The organism is Roseococcus sp., from assembly GCF_965227005.1.
Lineage (GTDB): Bacteria > Pseudomonadota > Alphaproteobacteria > Acetobacterales > Acetobacteraceae > Roseococcus.
Genome location: NZ_CBDDFJ010000037.1, coordinates 221,285 through 238,719, shown reverse-complemented (window position 1 = coordinate 238,719; position 17,435 = coordinate 221,285). Strand labels below are relative to the sequence as shown.

Here is a 17,435-nt window from a genome sequence, read left to right as displayed (position 1 = left end):
CTTGGCCGTTTACACTGAGGTTTCCGACGAGGCGCTGCGCGCGTTCCTCGCGGATTACGACATTGGCGAATTGCTGGCCTTCCGCGGCATCGCCGAGGGGGTCGAGAACTCCAACTACGCCCTGAAGACGACGGCGGGGGACTATGTCCTCACCCTCTATGAGAAGCGCGTGAACCCCGCGGAGCTGCCCTGGTTCCTGGAGCTCATGCAGCATCTGGTGGCCCGCGGGCTCTCGGCTCCCATGCCGGTTCCGGGGCGCGACGGCGCGGCCCTGCGCGAGTTGGCCGGGCGGCCGGCGGCGATCTGCACCTTCCTCGCCGGCGTCTGGCCACGACGGGTGCAGGCCGCGCATTGCGGGCCGCTGGGCGCGGCGCTGGCGGAGCTGCATCTGGCGGGCGCGGACTACACGGCGGTGCGCCCGAACGGGCTCGGCGTCGCGGCCTGGGCGCCGCTGCTCGAGGCCTGCCGCGCCGATGGCGAAGACGTGCAGCCGGGGCTGATCGCGGAGCTGGACGGACTGCTCTCGGGCATCCTGGCCGAATGGCCCGCGCCGGGCGCGCTACCGGTCGGGCAGATCCATGCGGACCTCTTCCCCGACAACGTCTTCTTCCTGGAAGACGGCGGCAAGCCGCATGTCTCCGGGCTGATCGACTTCTACTTCGCCTGCACCGAGGTGCTGGCCTATGACGTCGCCGTCTGCCTGAACGCCTGGTGCTTCGAGCCCGATCGCAGCTTCAACGTCACCAAGGCGCGCGCCTTGCTGCGCGCCTACACCGCGCGGCGGCCGCTCTCGGAGGCCGAGCGCGCGGCGCTGCCGGTGCTTTGCCGCGGCGCGGCGATCCGCTTCCTGCTGACGCGGCTCTACGACTGGGTGAACACGCCGAAGGGCGCGATGGTCACCCGCAAGGATCCGCTGGAATACCTTCACAAGCTGCGCTTCTTCGCGCTGGCCCATAGCCCGGAGGCGATCGGTGCCTGACAGCCGAGACTTCATTGAGATTTACACCGATGGCGGCTGCAAGCCCAACCCCGGACCGGGCGGCTGGGCGGCGATCCTGCGCAGCGGCTCCAGCGAAAAGGAGCTGACCGGCGCCGAGCCCGCCACGACCAACAACCGCATGGAGCTCACCGCCGCCTGCGAGGCGCTGGAGGCCCTGAAGCGCCCCTGCCGCGTGGCGCTGCACACCGACAGCGAATATGTGCGCAACGGGATGGAGCGCTGGATCAAGGGCTGGGTGCGCAACAACTGGCGCAACTCGGCCAAGGAGCCCGTGAAGAACTACGAGCTGTGGCAGCGGCTGCTGGCGGCGGCCAAGCCGCATGAGGTGGAGTGGCTCTGGGTGAAGGGCCATTCGGGCCACCCGATGAACGAGCGGGCGGATGTATTGGCGACGCAGGCGCGCGAATCGCTGCGCGCCTGATTTTGTGTAGCACCAGCCACTGAGCCAAGCCGATGCGATAAGCCTCCTCGGCCGTGATGGGGAAGCCCATGGCGGCTTTCATCGCCTGCCCTTTCCCCACCCACTTCGCCAGCCTCACGGACCCTCCGTGAGCGGGCAGAATCCCCAGGGACACCTGGGGCAGAGGGATCGCGTTGCTCCAGGCCCGGCCTTCTTCGACCAGGCCCGGAGGTCACCCTTAAATCATCAGCACGCCACCGTTGATGTCGAAGGTGGCACCGGTGATGAACCCCGCCTCGTCACCAGCCAGGAAGCTGGTCAGCGCCGCCACCTCCTCAGGTGTGCCGAAGCGGCCCACCGGAATGGTCTTGAGCACCCCAGCCAGCACCTCAGGAGGGGAGCCCGCGCTCATCGGCGTCTCGATGCGCCCGGGCGCGATGGCATTCACCGTCACGCCATCACTCGCGATCTCCTTGCCGAAGGCGCGGGTCATGCCGAGGATCCCGGTCTTGGTCGTAACGTAGTGCGCGCCAGCCACGCCGCCCGGCGAGCGGCCCGCACGCGAGGCGATATTGACGATGCGCCCCCAGCGCCGCGCCCGCATCGGCGGCAGGCACAGCTGGATCAGCCGGAACGGCGCGGTCAGGTTGATCTGAACGACCCGCTCCCACTCATCGAGCGGGATTTCCCCGGCGGGGATGCGACGGCCGTCGCGCTTGGGGGAGATGGCCGCGTTGTTCACCAGCACGGCCACCGACTCGAACCGCGCCCCGAGCCGCTGCGGCAGGGCGGCGCGCTGAGCTTCGTCACCCAGGTCGAGCGGCAGCCCGGTCGCGTCGATCCCTTCCGAACGAAGCGCTTCCGCCGCAGCCGCGACCTCGTCTGCCAGCACATCGATCAGCACGACATGATGGCCGCCCTGGCCCAGGCGGCGGGCGATGGCGAGGCCCATCCCGCGCGCCGCACCCGTCACGATGGCGGTTCGTTTGCTGTCCATGGATCGGTACTTTCCTAGCGGCGGGATCAAATCGTCGGCCAGGAGAAGACCTCGCCATAGGTCTCCAGCGGCGTGAGGCTGGGCCGGAAGGCCTGGACCAATTGCTCCTCCAGACCTTCGAGCGTCCAACCTTCGGAACGGTGCACGCTGCGGATCGGACGCGGCTGGCTGTAGAGGTAAATCTCATTGCCACGCACGCCGATGATCTGCCCCGTGATATCCCGCGCGCCATCGGTCAGCAGGAAAGCCGCCACCGGCGCGATCTGCGCGGCGGTCCCCTGAGTGGAGCGGAACTGACGGAAATCCGTGTTGGCGCCTGTCTTCGCGAATTCCGCCTGACGGAAGGCGTTCACGCGCTCCCATTGGCGGCTGCGGGCCGAGGGCGCCATGCAGTTGGAGCGCACGTTGTAGCGCTTCATGTCGAAGGCGATGAGGCGCGAGAGCCCCGCGATGCCCGCCTTGGCCGATCCGTAATTCGCGACTCCCATCGTGCCGATCAGCCCCGTGGTCGAGGACATGTGCAGATAGGCGCCGCTGTTCTGCGCCTGGAAAACGGGAGCAGCGGCGCGACTGACGTAGAAGGTACCGTTGAGATGCGTCTTGAGCACCAGGTCGAAATCCTCGGGCGGCATCTGCTCGAAGGCCGCGTGGCGCATGACGCCCGCGCTGTTCACCACGGCGTCGACGCGGCCGTAGGCGTCCATCGCGGTGGCGATGATGCGCTGCGCGGTGACCCAGGTGGAGACGTCGTCGCCATTTGCGACCGCTTCGCCACCCGCCGCGCGGATCTCGTTGACGACAGTCTCGGCCGAACTCAGATCGGCGCCCTCGCCGGAGGGCGAGGTGCCCAGGTCATTCACGACGACCTTGCCGCCATGCGCAGCGATGAAGAGCGCGAGCTCCCGCCCGATGCCGCTGCCCCCACCGGTGATGACGACGACCTTGTCTCGGAGAAGCTCCGTATGGCTCATGTGATGATCCTCGAAAGGCTTATTGGGGGAGGCGGTAGACGCGCGCGGCCGTGCCGCTGAACAGCGCGCTCCGTTCGGCCGCGGTGGCGCCCGCGGTCAGGCGCTTGAAGGCGTTCCACATCACCCGGTACGAGAACATGCCCTTGTCCACGGGGAAGTTGCTCTCGAACATGCAGCGCTCGGCGCCGAAAGCCTCGATGCAGGTGTCGACATAGGGACGGATCGCCGAGGCGAGCGTTTGGGAATCCGGAGCCGTGGATTCCTTGTGGAAATCAAAGCCCAGGAGATGCATCCCAAAGCCGCCAAGCTTCACGGTGACATTCGGGCAGGCCGCCAATGCGCGGATCGCGGCGGACCATTCCGCGAAGACGGTGTCCCGCTGGCTGCGGAAGAGACCCATCCCGAGCGGGCCACCGATGTGATCGAGGATGATGGACGTCTGCGGGAAGCTCGCCGCGAGCTGACGTACCTCGTCGAGCTGGGTGTGATAGGCCCAGACGTCGTAGGAGAGGCCGAGCGGCGCGAGGTGCGAGAAGCCGCGCTGAAACACCGGATCGAGCAGGCGCTGCGGCGGGATGCGACCGAAACTGGAGACGATCTCCGGATGCGAGGTGGTCATATTGCGGATGCCGCGCAGGCGCTGCGGGGCGGCCGCCAGATGCGCCTCCAGCACCGGGCGCACGTCATCACCCAGCACGAGGTCCGCCATGCTGACGATGCCGGCCGCGATGCGTGGACCGCCATGTGCCACGGCGGCGTCCGCCACGGCGTTCACGAACTCCGTCTCACCGACGGGGCGCAGCGCGGACGGTCCGTCTGCCCGATACATCGAGCGGCACTGGACGAAGACGGTGTCGGTGATGTTATGGCCGTCCCTCAGGTCATCCCTGAGGTCCTCGGGCGTGTAGCGCTCGTGCGGACGATGCCAGATGTGATGATGCGGATCGATAATAGGCAACTGCGCATCGAGGATAGGTTCGTGCGTGGCGTTGAGCCACTCCTGACGCACCGCAACATGAGGGGCGGGGAACTCTGCAGCCGTGGGATCGGGCGGCATCATCCTTATGATGACTTCCCGCCAGCGTCGGGCCAGTTCTCACACATTCGCATTTCCTTCCCATGGTGTCGCTTGTTGCGGCGATCGGCCTGCCATCGACCAACCGACCGATCGGTTGGTCGGGAGATTTGCAGGTATTTATCGCTCCGGCAAGGCATCGAAACGAAGCGCCGTCGCATCATTTCGCGAAGAGACTGCGTTGCAGAGCAAGACCGGTTGATGTAGCCGATAGGGCAACCGACCGATCGGTCGGTCGAATCATGCCCGAGCTCTAAGGCCCTATCAGGGTGGCCGAGAGCTAAGAGTGTTCGACGAGGAGGAAACGAGATGTTCCAACGCCCCAGCATGCGGCGCTTGTTGATGACCACGGCCGTCCTGGCGTCGGTCTTCGGACCCGGCGCGGGATCCGCGCCCGCTCAGATCTACCCCGACCGCCCCATCCGGCTCGTCGTCCCCTTCCCGCCTGGGGGCTCGACGGATGTCAGCGCCAGGCTCCTTGCGCAGGAACTCGGGCGTCGACTGGGCCAGACCGTCGTGGCCGAGAACCGGCCCGGCGCAGGGACCATGATCGGCAGTGAGGCGGTCATGCGCTCCACGGCGGACGGGCACACGCTCCTGTATGCGTCCTCCTCGATCACCATCACGCCGCACATCAACCGCAGCGTCACCTTCGATCCGCGCCGAGATCTCGTGCCCCTCTCGATGTTCACCGAGGCGCCGCTGATCCTCATCGCCAACCCGCAGGTGCCCTTCCAGGATCTCCAGGGTCTTCTCGCCTATGCGCGGGCCAATCCAGGGCGCCTCAACGTCGCCTATCCGGGAATGGGGACGACCAACCACCTCGCCGCCACCCTGTTCAATCGCAGCGCTGGGCTCGACATCGTGCTCGTGCCCTTCGCGGGCAACGCCGCGGGCCTCACCGCGCTGATGCGCAACGACGTGCAGATCGCCTTCGACTCATTGGCCTCGGCGGGTGGCTTCATCCGGGAAGGAACGGTCCGGGCGCTCGGCGTGACGGGCATGCGCCGTTCACCTTCGCTCCCCGACGTGCCTACCGTGAACGAGAGCGCGGTGCCGGGCTTCGAGACCACCTTCTGGTTTGGCCTCATGACGCCAGTGCGCACTCCCGCTCCGATCGTGGATCGCATCTCCCAGGAGGTGTCCGCGATCGTGCGGGATCCCGCTGTGATCGAACGACTACAGGGAATGGGGTTTGAGGCCAGTGCACCGGGGGCAGAGCATTTTGCTTCGCGCATTAGCGCGGACTTCAACAAGTGGGGCGCCTTGGTGCGGGATGCCCGGATCGGGGTGGACTGACACGCCGCGACATTGCTCCAGCTGCCAAGCATCCCGTGGGGAAATCTGGAGCATCCCATGGCGTGGAACACGCCTGATAGCATAAGGGGGGGCTAAGCCCCCCTCTCTGAAGGGCTCGTATACCAGCGGAGGATACCGGGCGTCTTTTCCGGCCCCGCTCCATGAGCCTCCATAGCGTACTGCTATATCCCCCCTTCATCTTCGCATTGGACGTATAGGGTCCATCCCCCAAAAATCAGGCCGACATGAGTCACGGCCGCCGATCCAGCCCGGTCTGCCGTACTCGAACCTGGTTCGACTATTAGGAAGGCAGTAGCGATGGATCTCCTCATCTCCGATGCAGTGGTGATGACCTGCGACGACGAACGTCGCATCATCGAGAACGGGGCGATCGCCATCAGGGGGAATCGCATCCTGGCCGTCGGTCCGGCCAGCGAGATCGAGCCAAGCTACCCCGATCTGGAGCGCTTTTCCGCCAAGGGCCTGGCCGTGCTTCCCGGCTTCATCAACGCGCACACGCACACCGCGCTGACGGTGCTTCGCGGCACCGTCGAGGACTGGGACGGCAATGCCGTCTACGGCTACATGTCGCCCGTCTCCTACGAGATGACGCCCGAGGAACGGTCCATAATGGTCCAGCTCGGCTGCCTGGAAGCGATCCGCGCCGGCTGCGCGACGCTGGTCGATCCGTTCCGCCATGTCCCGACCTATGTCGACGCCATGGCCGCGACCGGCCTGCGCCTGTGGGTCTCGGAGAACTGCGCCGACATCAACACGCTCAAGATCCGCCAGGGCGACTATTCGGTGGACCGCGAGTTCGGGCAGGTCTTCCTGGATCGCACGATCCAGGGGATCGAGGCTTATCACGGTACGCATAATGACCGCCTGCGCATCCAGATCGCCGCCCACGCGCCGGACAACTGCTCGCCCTGGATGCTCGATCAGCTGATGCAGCTCGCGCGCAAGCACGACCTGACCCGCACCGTGCACCTCGCCCAGAGCACCGAGGAGATCGATGCGGTCAAGGCCGCCTACGGCCTGACCCCGGCAGAATATCTGGACCGCGAAGGCTTCCTCGGCCCCGATCTGGTCGGCGCCCACTGGACCTATTGCACCCCCTCCGACGTCGAGCTCCTCGCCGCGCGTGGAACGCAGATGGTGCATTGCCCCGCGAATTCCTCGCGCCGGGGGCCGCATACGACGCCCATCGGCCTGATCCGCGACGCGGGCATCAACGTCGCGATCGGCACGGACAACATGACCGAGGACATGTTCCACGCGCTGAAGATCGGCCTGATCCTGCACCGGGGCGGCCGTGGCCGCGACAAGGAAGGCGGCGTCAATCCGCAGCCCCAGGCCCTGCTGGACGGCATCACGCGCAATGCGGCGCAGTCGGTCGGCGCCTCGGCCGAGATCGGGTCGATCGAGCCGGGCAAGAAGGCCGACCTCACCATCATCGACCTCAACGTGCCGGCGATGCGCCCGATCATCCGGCTCGTCTCGAACATCGTACATTACGGCCACCCGGGCATCGTCCATTCGGTGATGACGGACGGCAATTTCCTCATGCGCGACCGCAAGGTCCTGTGCCTGGACGAGGCGTTCCTGCTGCAGGAATCGCAGAAGGTCACCGAGCGCGTCTGGAAGCGGATGATGGCCAAGAACGCCGATATTCCGCCGCCGCCCGGCGGCATCACCTGGATGAACGTCTGAGGCGCAGCGCGGATATGTCCTCCTCCAAGATCGGCCTTGCCGCCCTCCTTTCGGCAGGGCTCTGGGCCCTGCCGGCCTCGGCCAATGACGTCACCATCGCGGTCGGCGGGGCCTTCACCTCGCTCGATCCGCACTACCACAACCTCACGCCCAACAGCGCGCTCACCCAGCATCTCTTCGACCGCCTGGTGAACCCCGACGCCAACCTGCGCCCGGAGGCCGCCCTGGCTGTCTCCTGGTCGGCCGTGGCGCCGAATGTCTGGGAGTTCCGCCTGCGGGACGACGCCCGCTTCCATGACGGTACGCCTTTCACCGCGGACGACGTGGCCTTCACCCTCGCCAGGGTCTCGGCGCTGCGAAGCGGGCCTGGTGGCTATGCCATCTACACCCGCCCCGTGCAGGAAGTGGTGGTGGTCAATCCGCAGACGGTCCGCATCGTCACCACCGCGCCCGCGCCGCTGATTCCGGCCTTCATGGCCGCCCTGCCGATGATCGGCCGGCGCCAGGGCGATGGCGCCACGACCTCCGACTACAACAGCGGCCGCGCCGCCATCGGCACTGGTCCCTATCGCCTGGTGTCCTACACGGCGGGAGATCGTGCGGTCTTCCAGCGCAATGACCAGTGGTGGGGCCCCGCGCAGCCCTGGAATCGCGTGACGGTCCGCCTCATCGCCAATGACAGCGCGCGCATCGCGGCGCTGAAGGCCGGCGACGCGGACCTGATCGACCAGGTGCCGACACGGGACACGCGCAGCATCAGCGACGACCGCCGCCTGGTGGTCTTCAGCAAGCCCGGCGTGCGGAACATCTATCTGCATCTCGATCTCCTGCGCGAGGAGACGCCCTTCGTCACCGACCATCGCGGCACCCCCCTGGCCTCGAACCCGCTGCGCGACCCGCGCGTGCGCCAGGCGCTGTCCATGGCCATCAACCGCGCCGGCATCGTCGCGCAGGTGATGGACGGCCAGGCCTCGCCTTCCGGCCAGTTCCTGCCCGACGGCGCCATGGGCAGCGATCCGTCCCTGCGGCCGGAGGCGCATGACCCGGCGGGCGCGCGCCGCCTGCTCGCGGAGGCGGGCTTCCCGGACGGCTTCAGCATCACGCTGCACGGCCCGAACGACCGCTATGTGAACGACGCCCAGATCCTGCAGGCCGTGGCCCAGATGTGGACCCGCATCGGCGTGCGGACGCGGATCGAGGCGCTGCCCTCCAGCACCTACTTCACCCGCTCGGCCCGCAACGAGTTCAGCGTCGGCCTACTCGGCTGGGGCACCGGCACGGGCGAGGCGGACAGCCCGCTCGCCAATCTCGTCGCCACGCGGGATGCAAGTCGCGGCCGTGGGGCCTCCAACCGGTCCGGCTACAGCAATGCCGCCGTGGACGGGCTGCTCGGCCAGGCCCTGGCAACGCTCGATCCCGCCGGGCGCGAGGACCTCTATCGCCAGGCTACCCGGATCGCGATCGGCGACCGCGCGATCCTGCCGCTGCATCATCAGGTCAATCTGTGGGCGTCGCGCGCGGGCCTGGTCTACGAAGGCCGCAACGACGAGCGGACGATGGCCATGTCCCTTCGGCCCGCCGCGCGCTGATGACCCCTGCCATCCTCATCCATGACGCGACCATCGTCACGGCGGATGCGGATGGCAGCGTCCACCACGGCGCGTCGATCGCGATCGAGGGCGACCGGATCGCCGCGATCGGCGCCACGGAGGAACTGAAAAGCCGCTATCCCCACGCCACGATGGTGGACGGGCGAAACAGGGCCGTGATGCCCGGCTTCGCCAATACGCACACCCACCTGCATCTGACCCTGGCGCGCGGCATTTTCGAGGACATGTCTTCGCCCAATGCCCCGCCCTTCGATGCGGTGAACCGGCTTCCGCTGCCTCGCCTCTCCGACGAGGAGCACATGGTGATGTGCCAGCTCGGCGCGCTGGAGGCGATCCGCAGCGGCACGACGGCGCTGCTGGAGGACAATATCGGGATCGCCCGCTATGCCGGGCCACTGGCCGATACCGGCCTGCGCCTGTTGCTGGCCGAGCGAGCCTGGGACAAGGCCGTCGGCAATATCGGCGGGATGGAGCCTTTCGAGGCCTCGGAGGCGCTGGCCGATGCGGGTCTCGAACGCATCTCCCGGCTGCACGAGGAGTGGAACGGCGCGCGTGGCGGCCGGGTCGCCGTCGGCCTCGCGGCCTGGGCGCCGGACATGTGCTCGCCGCGCCTGCTCAACCGCCTCTCGGGACTCAGCGAGAAACTGGACGCGCGCTGCACCATCCACCTCAACCAGCTCTGGGGTGAAGTCGAGGCGGTGCGGCGCGAGCGCAAATGCCTGCCCACCGAATACCTGCATGCCGAGGGCTTCCTCAACGACCGCCTGATCGCGGCGCATTGTCGCTGCATGGTGCCCCGCGAGGAGGAGCTGCTCGGCCGTTCCGGCGCTTCCGTCGCCTTCAATTCCTGCATGGCGGCCCGTCGCGGCCTGAGCCCGCGCATCGCCGCGCTGCAGGAGGCGGGATGCAACATTTCCATCGGCACCGACAACATGGCCGAGGACATGGTGGAGGCGACGCGGACCGCCATGTTCATGGAGCGCGTCCGCCGCAGCGACGGGCGGGAGCCCACGCCGGAGGAAGCGCTCGGCTGGGCCACGCGGAACGGCTATCGCGCGATGGGTGTCGCGGATGGCGGCACGCTCGCACCGGGCATGAAGGCCGACCTGGTCGTCCTGCGCACCGACCGCCCGCATCTCGTGCCGCGCCTGCGCCTCGTCTCCAACTTCGTGCATCAGGGCCAGGCTTCGGATGTGCAGTCGGTGATGGTGGACGGCGCCTGGATCATGCGCGACGGCGAGGTGCTGACCATGGACGAGGCTGCCATTGTCGCCGAGGCGGATCTCGTCGCGCGCCGCGCCTGGGCGCGTCTTTTCGCAGCGCGCCCCGAATTGGAAGTTCCTCCGGGCTTCAGCCCCGCGCCGTAATATTGTGGGCGTCATGCCCGCCTGACCCGATAAGGAGACCAAGGATGGCCATTGCCCGAAGAGACATCGTTCTCGGCGCCTTGATGAGCCCGGCGCTGCTGCCCGCGCGAACCTCCGCGCAGACGAGGCGCGTGATCCGCGCCGTGCCGATCGGCGACCTGCGTATCCTCGATCCGATCTGGACCACGGCCTATATCACGCGCAACCACGGCTACCTTGTTTGGGACACGCTGTTCGGCCTGGACGAGCAGGGCGTGCCGCGCCCCCAGATGGTGGACAGCTACGATGCCAGCCCCGATGGGCTGACCTGGAACTTCACCCTGCGCTCCGGAATGCTCTGGCACGACGGCGGGCCGGTGCGCGCCGCGGACTGCGTCGCCTCCATTCGCCGCTGGGGCGCGCGCGACGGCATGGGCCAGGCGCTGATGTCGGTCACCACCTCGCTCGAGGCCGTGAACGCGCTGAGCTTCCGCCTCGTGCTGAGCCGGCCGGTCGCCTTCGTGCTGGAGGCGCTGGGCAAGATCGACAGCAACGTGCCCTTCATGATGCCGGAGCGCCTGGCGCAGACTTCGCCCAACACGCAGATCCGCGAGATGATCGGCTCCGGCCCCTTCCGCTTCGTCGCCGGCGAATGGGTGCCGGGCGCGAAGATCGTCTATGAGCGCTTCGATCGCTACCTTCCGCGCTCCGAGCCGGCGAGCCGGGCCGCGGGCGGCAAGGTCGTCAAGGTCGACCGGGTGGAGATGGTCTACACGCCCGATCCCGCGACGGCCGCGAGCGGCCTGACCACGGGCGAATTCGACGTCCTCGAATCCCCGGCGCCCGATCTGCTGGGCATGCTGCGCCGCGCGCGCGGCGTGAAGATCGCCGCCAATGATCCGCTCGGCTACGGCCTCTTCGCGGTGCTGAACCATCTGCATCCTCCCTTCGACAAGGTCGAGGCCCGCCGCGCCCTGCTCATGGCGATCCGCCAGTCGGATTTCATGCAGGCGACGGTCGGCGACGAGAGCCCGTGGCGGGAATGCGCGGCGGTGTTCGGCTGCACGCCGGAAGAGGATGCGCGCCGCGCGGAGCTCGGCTGGCCGGCCTACGACCCGGACGCGGCGCGCGCGCTGTTTGCGGGCTCGGGCTATGATGGTCGCCCGGTCCTCCTTATGGATCCGGCGGACAACGCAACGCTGCATCCCAGCGCCCTGCTGCTGGCGGAGGCGCTGCGGCAAGATCGGCGCGAACGTCAATTTGCTGGCGATGGATTGGAGCGCCCCTCGTCGCGCGGCGTTCCTCGCGCGCGCCCGTCGCGCAGGGCGGGTGGAACCTCTATGCCACCAACGCCACCATGACCGGCATCTCGACGCCGCTGACGAACAACTTCGTCCGCCAACTGCGAGCAGGCGAGCTTCGGCTGGCCGTGCAACCCGCAGATCAGCACGCTCTCGGAAGCCTGGGCCTTCGAGACCGATGACGCCCGCCCGAGGCGCGCTGATGACGGAGCTGAATCGCCTGCATATCGAAAGCGTGACGACCATCCCGCTCGGGCAGTACCGCAGCTCGATCGCCTATCGCGAGCAGCTCAGGGGCTTCATTCCCGCCCCCGCCGTCTTCTACTGGAACATCGAGAAGGGCTGAGCGCTACGTGTCAGTGCGTGTCGCGCCCACCACTCCGGGACGCCGTCCCTCCGGCGGCGTCCCTCGCCGCTTCGGCCGGACGCGCTTCCGCGGGAGAGGCGGTCAGCAGCGGCTGCAGTTCTTCCTGCAGCAGCTTGAGGAGTCGTTCGCGCGCCGCGCTGGGCGCGGCCGCGGGATTCCACAGCGCATAGATGGCGTAGTCGGGCGCTGGTTCGAGCGGTCGGACGACGACGTCGGGATGGGAGCCCATGGCCGAGATGGTCATGGGACCGGCCACCCCGATGAGCCCGAAGGTCCGGACCGCCTCGTACCAGAACAGCGGCGAACCGATCGTCAGCTTCACGTTGGGGCGGATGCCATGCTGCTGGAACAGCCCCATCATCATGCTTCCCAGCGGATCGCGATCGGCGCCCATGATGCAGGGATGGTCCGCATAGTCCTCGAGCCTGACGACGTCGCGGGAGGCAAGGGGATGCGAGGCGGGAAGCACCGCCATCATTCGCGAACGGCCGAAGATCCTGGAGGCCAGGTTGGAGGGCGGTTCCGGTCCGGTCGCGATGCCGAGGTCCGCACCGCGGCTCAGCAGCGCGTTCACCTGCCCGGCCTGGCCCTTCGTGTCGAGCTCCAGCTCGAGCTCCGGAAACATCCGGTGCAGCCGCCCCATCACGCGGGGAAGCACGGTCGCGAGCATGTGAACGCAGACGACAGCCATACGCTCGGCGCCGCCACGTCCCAGCCTTCGTGCCACGGCGTTCGCCTGTTCGACGCGGAGGAATATCTGGTCCACGTCATGGATCAGGACCTGCGCTTCGTGCGTGGGCCGGATACGGCCCTCCGCGCGCTTGAACAGCGCATAGCCGATCTGCTCTTCGAGATGCCGCAGCATGCGGCTGGCCGAGGGTTGCGAGACACCCAGGCGGGTCGCTCCACCCGTGATGCTCCCGGACCAGAAGATCTCGCGAAACAGGGCCAGGGCTCGGAGATTCAAGACATTCAGCCTCTGCTGCTGGACGGCGGATTTCCTGTTTACCGGCAACAACAAGGACGTCCACGGCTTCCGGACGCGAAAACAAGAATGAGGTGGCGACCATGACACTCCTGATCCGCAATGCAACGATCGTGACGGGCGACGAGGCCGACACCATCCACTACCGGGCAGCGATCGCGATCTCCGGCAATCGCATTGCGGCCATCGGGCCCGATGCCGAGCTCGCCCAGGCGCTTTCCCCAAGCCGAGACGATCGATGCCACGGGACGCGCGATCTTCCCCGGCTTCGCCAATATCCACACCCATCTGGTGATGACGCTGGCCCGTGGCGTCTTCGAGGATCTCTCGCCGCCGCACGAGCCTCCCTTCTGTGGCGGCCTCTCGCCCCATCCCCTTGCCTTCCCTCTCCCCCGGCCGAGCAGGCGGCGATGTGGTCGGCTCGGCGCGTTGGAGGCCATCCGCTCCGGGACCCACCCGCGCTGATCGAGGACGCGGTGAATATCGAGAACTATGCGGACGACATGGTGGGAACCGGCCTGCGCCTGGTGCTCGCCGAGCGCGCCTGGGACCGCGTCGGCGGCTCGATCGGCGACCCCTCGGAGTTCCGGCGGGACGCCGCACTGGGCGCCGCCGGGGTGAAGCGCATCGAGCGCCTGCAACGAACGCTGGAACGGCGCTGGAGAGGGCCGCGTGCGCGTGGGCGTCTCGGCCTGGGCGCCGGACATGTGCTCGCCCGAGTTGCTGCGCGAGCTTCGGTCGCTGCAGGATCGGCTGGACACCATCGGCACGATCCATCTCAACCAGATCTGGGGCGAGGTCGCTGCCGTACAGGCGCATCACAACATGCTGCCGAGCCAGTTCCTGGGAGAGCATCGGCTTCCTCAATGACCGGTTGGTCGCCGCGCATTGCCGCTGCATGACCTCGGAGGAGGAGGGCATCCTGGGGCGCCATCGCGTCAATGTGGCCTTCAACTCGGCCATCGCGGCCCGCCGCGGCCTCAGCCCTCGCGTCTGCGAGCTCGTCGATGCCGGGTGCAATGTCGGCATGGGGTCCGACAACATGGCCGAGGACATGGTCGAGGTGATGCGCACCGGCCTGTTCATGGAACGCGTCCGCCGCCGCGATGGGCGCAATCCCACGCCCGAGGAGGCGCTGCGCTGGGCGACCCGCAACGGCTACCGCGCCATGGGCGTCCCGCAGGCCGGATGGCTGGCGGAGGGCAATCTGGCGGACCTGATCATGATCCGGGTGGACCGGGCGCATCTCGCCCCGTTCCTGCGGGCCGTCTCGGTCTTCGTCCACCAGGGCCAGGCCAGCGACGTCGAGGACGTCATGGTCGACGGACGCTGGATCATGCGCGAAGGCAAGGTGCTGACCCTCGACGAGGCGAAGGTGATCCGCGAGGCCGAGGAGATCGCGGATCGGGCCTGGTCACGCCTGTTCGCCGAGAACCCGCAATACGAGCGCCCGGCGGGGCTGAGGCCGTTTCCGGCGTCCTCCTAGGACCGCGGAAAGCCCGGGGTTCAATTCCCGCTGACGGTGATCTGCCCGCACCCGATTCCGTCTCAGGCCGCGACGCGCGCCTCGACCATCGCGCGCATGCGGTCGACCGCCGCATGCGGCGCCGTCAGCACCGGGACGCCGACCACCGCGCGCACCGCCTCGGCCGCGCGCGAGGTCGAGAAATGCGCGAGCATGACGGCGTCGTGCTGCCCCAGCTCCGGCGCGCGCGCGGCGACCAGGCGGTTGTGGGATTCCACATCCCCGCCCTTCAGCAGCGCGATCGCATCCGCCACGAGCACCGTGTCCAGGCTCGCCGGCTTGCCGCTGCGCGCGACGAATTCGTCGAACTCATCGGTCATGGTCCCGACGGAGGGGCCGAAGGTCGCCAGCATGCCGATGCGGCTCCCCTGGGCGATGGCGGCCTGGAACATCGCCTCGTTGGGCTTGAGCACCGGGATCGGCAGGGCGGCGATCAGGCGATCGATGGCCGGGCCGAAGGCCGAGCAGGTCACGAGGATGCCGTCCGCGCCCATGTTGTAGCCATAGGTGCCGAAGGCCACGAAGCGCTCGATCATCGCCTCGGTCAGATCGGGGTCGCGCGCGCGGTCGATCGAGAGGCCGTCATCGAGCAGGTTGACGGTTTCCGCCTCGGGCCAGCGCTCGGCGAAAGCCGACTGGATCGGCTGCATGGCGACGGGCGTTGCGTGGAGAAGCACGATGCGCGGCATGGGACACCTTCCTGGATGGACGCTTGGACTCGTCGCCGCCGTTATGCCGTCAAAGCCACGCTCCCGGAAGCGGTCCGGCTTGACCGGAACCGGCGCTTGTGGTCGTCGGAAGGCAAGCAATCCCCTCGGAGGAAACCAGGACCATGACGACATCGGCATCGGGCGTGACGCTGCGGATCCTCTCCGGCCTCGCCGTGCGCGGCGCCTTCGAGGGCGGCATCATGGCGGATTACGAAGCCCGCACCGGCAACGGCATCGACGTCGCCTGGGTGCCCACCACGCTCATCATGACGCAGGTCGCGGCCGGCGAGCAGGCGGATGTGCTGGTCCTCATCCGCGACGCGATGGACAAGCTGGTCGCGCAGGGCCTGGTCAATCCGGCGACGCGGGTGGAGGTGGCGCATTCGCGCCTCGGCGTGGCGGTCCCCCGCGGCGCGGCGCATCCGCCCGTGGGCACGGTCGAGGAATTCCGCGCGGCCCTGCTGGGCGCGCGCTCCGTCGCCTATTCGCGGGCCGGCGCCAGCGGCATCCACTTCGAGGCGGTCATCCAGAAGCTCGGCATCGCCGACGAGGTGCGCGGCCGCGCCACGGTGATCCCCGCGGGCTTCACGGCGGAGAAGCTGGTGACCGGCGAGGCGGATCTGGCCGTGCAGCAGGTGAGCGAGCTGCTGGTCGTGGACGGCATCGAGGTGGTCGGCAAATACCCCGAGGAGCTGCAGCAGGTCTCCTCCTTCTCGGCGGCGATGATGACCTCCTCGACGCAGCGCGCCGCCGCGCAGGCCTTCCTGGACGGGCTGACGGGCGAGGCCGCGAACGCCGCCTATCTGGCGAGCGGCGTCGACCCCGCGGGCTGACCCGGCGGGAAGGCCGTGACGGCCGGGGCGGAACAGGCGCCTGGGGCGCGGTCCTTGCCATTTCGGACATCGGCTCCACCTGCTGGCCTCGGGAAGCGGCTTGGGGGGTGCGGGACATCGCGCTGAGCCCGACGCCTCCCTGGTACGGCTGAACGTCCCGACTTTCCTCACGGAGCCCCAGAATGCCCACCCTCCTCGATCCCATCCGGATCGGCGCCTTCGACATGCCCAACCGCGTCGTCATGGCGCCGCTGACCCGCATGCGCGCCTTCGACCAGCGCATCCCCGGGCCGATGATTCTCGAACACTACGTCCAGCGCGCGAGCGCCGGTCTCATCCTCACCGAGGCGACGTCGGTCAGCCCGCAGGGCGTGGGCTATCCGAACACGCCGGGCCTGTGGTCCGAGCAGCACGTCCAGGGCTGGACCGAGGTGAACGCGGCCGTGCACGCGGCGGGCGGGCGCATCGTCGCGCAGCTCTGGCATGTCGGGCGGATCTCGGACCCGAGCTTCCACGACGGGCAGCCGCCGGTCGCGCCCAGCGCCATCGCGGCCGAGGGCCATGTCAGCGCGCTGCGCCCCAAGCGTCCCTTCCCCGTGCCCCGCGCGCTGGAGACGGCCGAGCTTCCCGGCATCGTCGAGGACGTCCGCAAGGGCGCGGAGAACGCCAGGCGCGCCGGCTTCGACGGCGTGGAGCTGCACGCGGCCAATGGCTATCTCTTCGACCAGTTCCTCCATGACGGATCAAACCAGCGGGGCGACAATTACGGCGGCTCGATCGAGAACCGGGCGCGCTTCCTGCTCGAGGCCATCGACGCCATCCTCACCGTCTGGCCGGCAGATCGCGTGGGCGTGCACCTGAACCTGATGTCCAGCTCCCACTCGATGTCGGACAGCGATCCGCGCGCGCTCTTCGCCTATGTCGCCGAGCAGCTCGATGCGCGGAATCTGGCCTTCATCTTCGGGCGCGAGGCTCTGGATCGTGGGGACGCCGCGCTCGGGCCCATGGTGCGCGCGAAGTTCCGCGGCGCCTATATCGTCAATGAAGGGCTGACGCGACAGACGGCCGAGGCGGCGATCGCGAGCGGCACGGCCGATGCCGCGTCCTTCGGCCGGCTGTTCATCGCCAATCCGGATCTGGTGGAGCGCTTCCGGCAGAATGCGCCGCTGAACACGGTGGTGGCCGAAACGATCTACAGCGCCGATGCGACAGGGTATAATGATTACCCGACCATGTCCCTCGCGAAGATCGCCTGACGCCCGGGCCGCCTCGCGGGCCACCCGCGAGGCGGCCGACCGGCGTC

At 68.2% G+C, this 17,435-nt stretch carries 18 protein-coding genes; 13 read left to right on the top strand and 5 right to left on the bottom strand.

The window, feature by feature from the left end; all coding sequences use genetic code 11:
* Position 1 precedes the first annotated feature (1 nt).
* Both ACO057_RS20905 and rnhA read left to right on the top strand, forming a co-directional pair.
* Entirely contained in the window at positions 2-979 is a 978-nt protein-coding gene (locus ACO057_RS20905) for a homoserine kinase (protein ID WP_421995103.1), read from the top strand.
* A complete protein-coding gene (rnhA, locus tag ACO057_RS20900; RefSeq protein WP_421995101.1) occupies positions 972-1,421 on the top strand; it encodes a ribonuclease HI in 450 nt (149 codons plus the stop codon). The genes ACO057_RS20905 and rnhA overlap by 8 nt, the downstream gene beginning before the upstream one ends.
* Positions 1,422-1,638: 217 nt before the next feature.
* Here the strand turns inward: rnhA and ACO057_RS20895 are convergent, their stop codons facing one another.
* Genes ACO057_RS20895 through ACO057_RS20885 form a run of 3 tightly spaced genes read right to left on the bottom strand, consistent with a single transcriptional unit; the run spans position 1,639 to position 4,377 of the window.
* Positions 1,639-2,397 carry an SDR family oxidoreductase gene (locus ACO057_RS20895; RefSeq protein ID WP_421995099.1) on the bottom strand — a complete coding sequence of 253 codons (759 nt, stop codon included), beginning with the start codon at positions 2,395-2,397 and terminating at the stop codon, positions 1,639-1,641.
* 26 nt (positions 2,398-2,423) lie between these two features.
* On the bottom strand, positions 2,424-3,368 hold the full coding sequence (locus ACO057_RS20890; RefSeq protein ID WP_421995097.1) for an SDR family NAD(P)-dependent oxidoreductase: 945 nt from the start codon (positions 3,366-3,368) through the stop codon (positions 2,424-2,426).
* 19 nt (positions 3,369-3,387) lie between these two features.
* On the bottom strand, positions 3,388-4,377 hold the full coding sequence (locus ACO057_RS20885) for an amidohydrolase family protein (RefSeq protein WP_421995095.1): 990 nt from the start codon (positions 4,375-4,377) through the stop codon (positions 3,388-3,390).
* A gap of 375 nt (positions 4,378-4,752) precedes the next feature.
* Between ACO057_RS20885 and ACO057_RS20880 the strand changes: the two genes are divergently transcribed.
* The 6 genes from ACO057_RS20880 (at position 4,753) to ACO057_RS20855 (ending at position 12,058) form a co-directional block, all read left to right on the top strand.
* Positions 4,753-5,742: a Bug family tripartite tricarboxylate transporter substrate binding protein gene (locus tag ACO057_RS20880; RefSeq protein ID WP_421995094.1), complete on the top strand. Its 990-nt coding sequence runs from the start codon at positions 4,753-4,755 to the stop codon at positions 5,740-5,742.
* A gap of 318 nt (positions 5,743-6,060) precedes the next feature.
* A complete protein-coding gene (locus ACO057_RS20875; RefSeq protein ID WP_421995092.1) occupies positions 6,061-7,455 on the top strand; it encodes an amidohydrolase family protein in 1,395 nt (464 codons plus the stop codon).
* Between the two features lie 14 nt (positions 7,456-7,469).
* On the top strand, positions 7,470-9,044 hold the full coding sequence (locus ACO057_RS20870; protein ID WP_421995090.1) for an ABC transporter substrate-binding protein: 1,575 nt from the start codon (positions 7,470-7,472) through the stop codon (positions 9,042-9,044).
* The gene (locus ACO057_RS20865) at positions 9,044-10,432 is read left to right on the top strand and encodes an amidohydrolase family protein (RefSeq protein WP_421995088.1); all 1,389 of its coding nucleotides are present in this window, start codon (positions 9,044-9,046) and stop codon (positions 10,430-10,432) included. Before ACO057_RS20870 ends, ACO057_RS20865 begins: the two co-directional genes overlap by 1 nt.
* Before the next feature lie 44 nt (positions 10,433-10,476).
* The gene (locus ACO057_RS20860) at positions 10,477-11,772 is read left to right on the top strand and encodes an ABC transporter substrate-binding protein (RefSeq protein ID WP_421995086.1); all 1,296 of its coding nucleotides are present in this window, start codon (positions 10,477-10,479) and stop codon (positions 11,770-11,772) included.
* A gap of 142 nt (positions 11,773-11,914) precedes the next feature.
* Positions 11,915-12,058, top strand: a complete 144-nt coding sequence (locus ACO057_RS20855; RefSeq protein ID WP_421995084.1) for a hypothetical protein — start codon at positions 11,915-11,917, stop codon at positions 12,056-12,058.
* Positions 12,059-12,068: 10 nt separating this feature from the next.
* Here ACO057_RS20855 and ACO057_RS20850 read toward each other — a convergent pair whose 3' ends face one another.
* Positions 12,069-13,046, bottom strand: a complete 978-nt coding sequence (locus ACO057_RS20850) for a LysR substrate-binding domain-containing protein (RefSeq protein WP_421995082.1) — start codon at positions 13,044-13,046, stop codon at positions 12,069-12,071.
* A 213-nt stretch (positions 13,047-13,259) separates the two neighbouring features.
* On the opposite strand from ACO057_RS20850, the gene ACO057_RS20845 reads away from it, so the two are divergent.
* From ACO057_RS20845 to ACO057_RS20835, 3 genes are all read left to right on the top strand, one after another.
* Positions 13,260-13,529, top strand: coding sequence for an amidohydrolase family protein (locus ACO057_RS20845; RefSeq protein WP_421995080.1), 270 nt, complete (start codon positions 13,260-13,262; stop codon positions 13,527-13,529).
* A 207-nt stretch (positions 13,530-13,736) separates the two neighbouring features.
* Complete coding sequence (locus ACO057_RS20840) at positions 13,737-13,934, top strand: hypothetical protein (RefSeq protein ID WP_421995078.1); 198 nt, start codon at positions 13,737-13,739, stop codon at positions 13,932-13,934.
* Positions 13,935-13,962: 28 nt separating this feature from the next.
* A complete protein-coding gene (locus tag ACO057_RS20835; protein ID WP_421995076.1) occupies positions 13,963-14,550 on the top strand; it encodes an amidohydrolase family protein in 588 nt (195 codons plus the stop codon).
* Between the two features lie 62 nt (positions 14,551-14,612).
* Here the strand turns inward: ACO057_RS20835 and ACO057_RS20830 are convergent, their stop codons facing one another.
* Positions 14,613-15,278: an aspartate/glutamate racemase family protein gene (locus ACO057_RS20830; RefSeq protein WP_421995074.1), complete on the bottom strand. Its 666-nt coding sequence runs from the start codon at positions 15,276-15,278 to the stop codon at positions 14,613-14,615.
* Positions 15,279-15,421: 143 nt separating this feature from the next.
* On the opposite strand from ACO057_RS20830, the gene ACO057_RS20825 reads away from it, so the two are divergent.
* Positions 15,422-16,132: a substrate-binding domain-containing protein gene (locus ACO057_RS20825; RefSeq protein WP_421995072.1), complete on the top strand. Its 711-nt coding sequence runs from the start codon at positions 15,422-15,424 to the stop codon at positions 16,130-16,132.
* A 182-nt stretch (positions 16,133-16,314) separates the two neighbouring features.
* Complete coding sequence (locus ACO057_RS20820; RefSeq protein WP_421995070.1) at positions 16,315-17,388, top strand: alkene reductase; 1,074 nt, start codon at positions 16,315-16,317, stop codon at positions 17,386-17,388.
* The last annotated feature ends 47 nt before the right edge of the window (positions 17,389-17,435 follow it).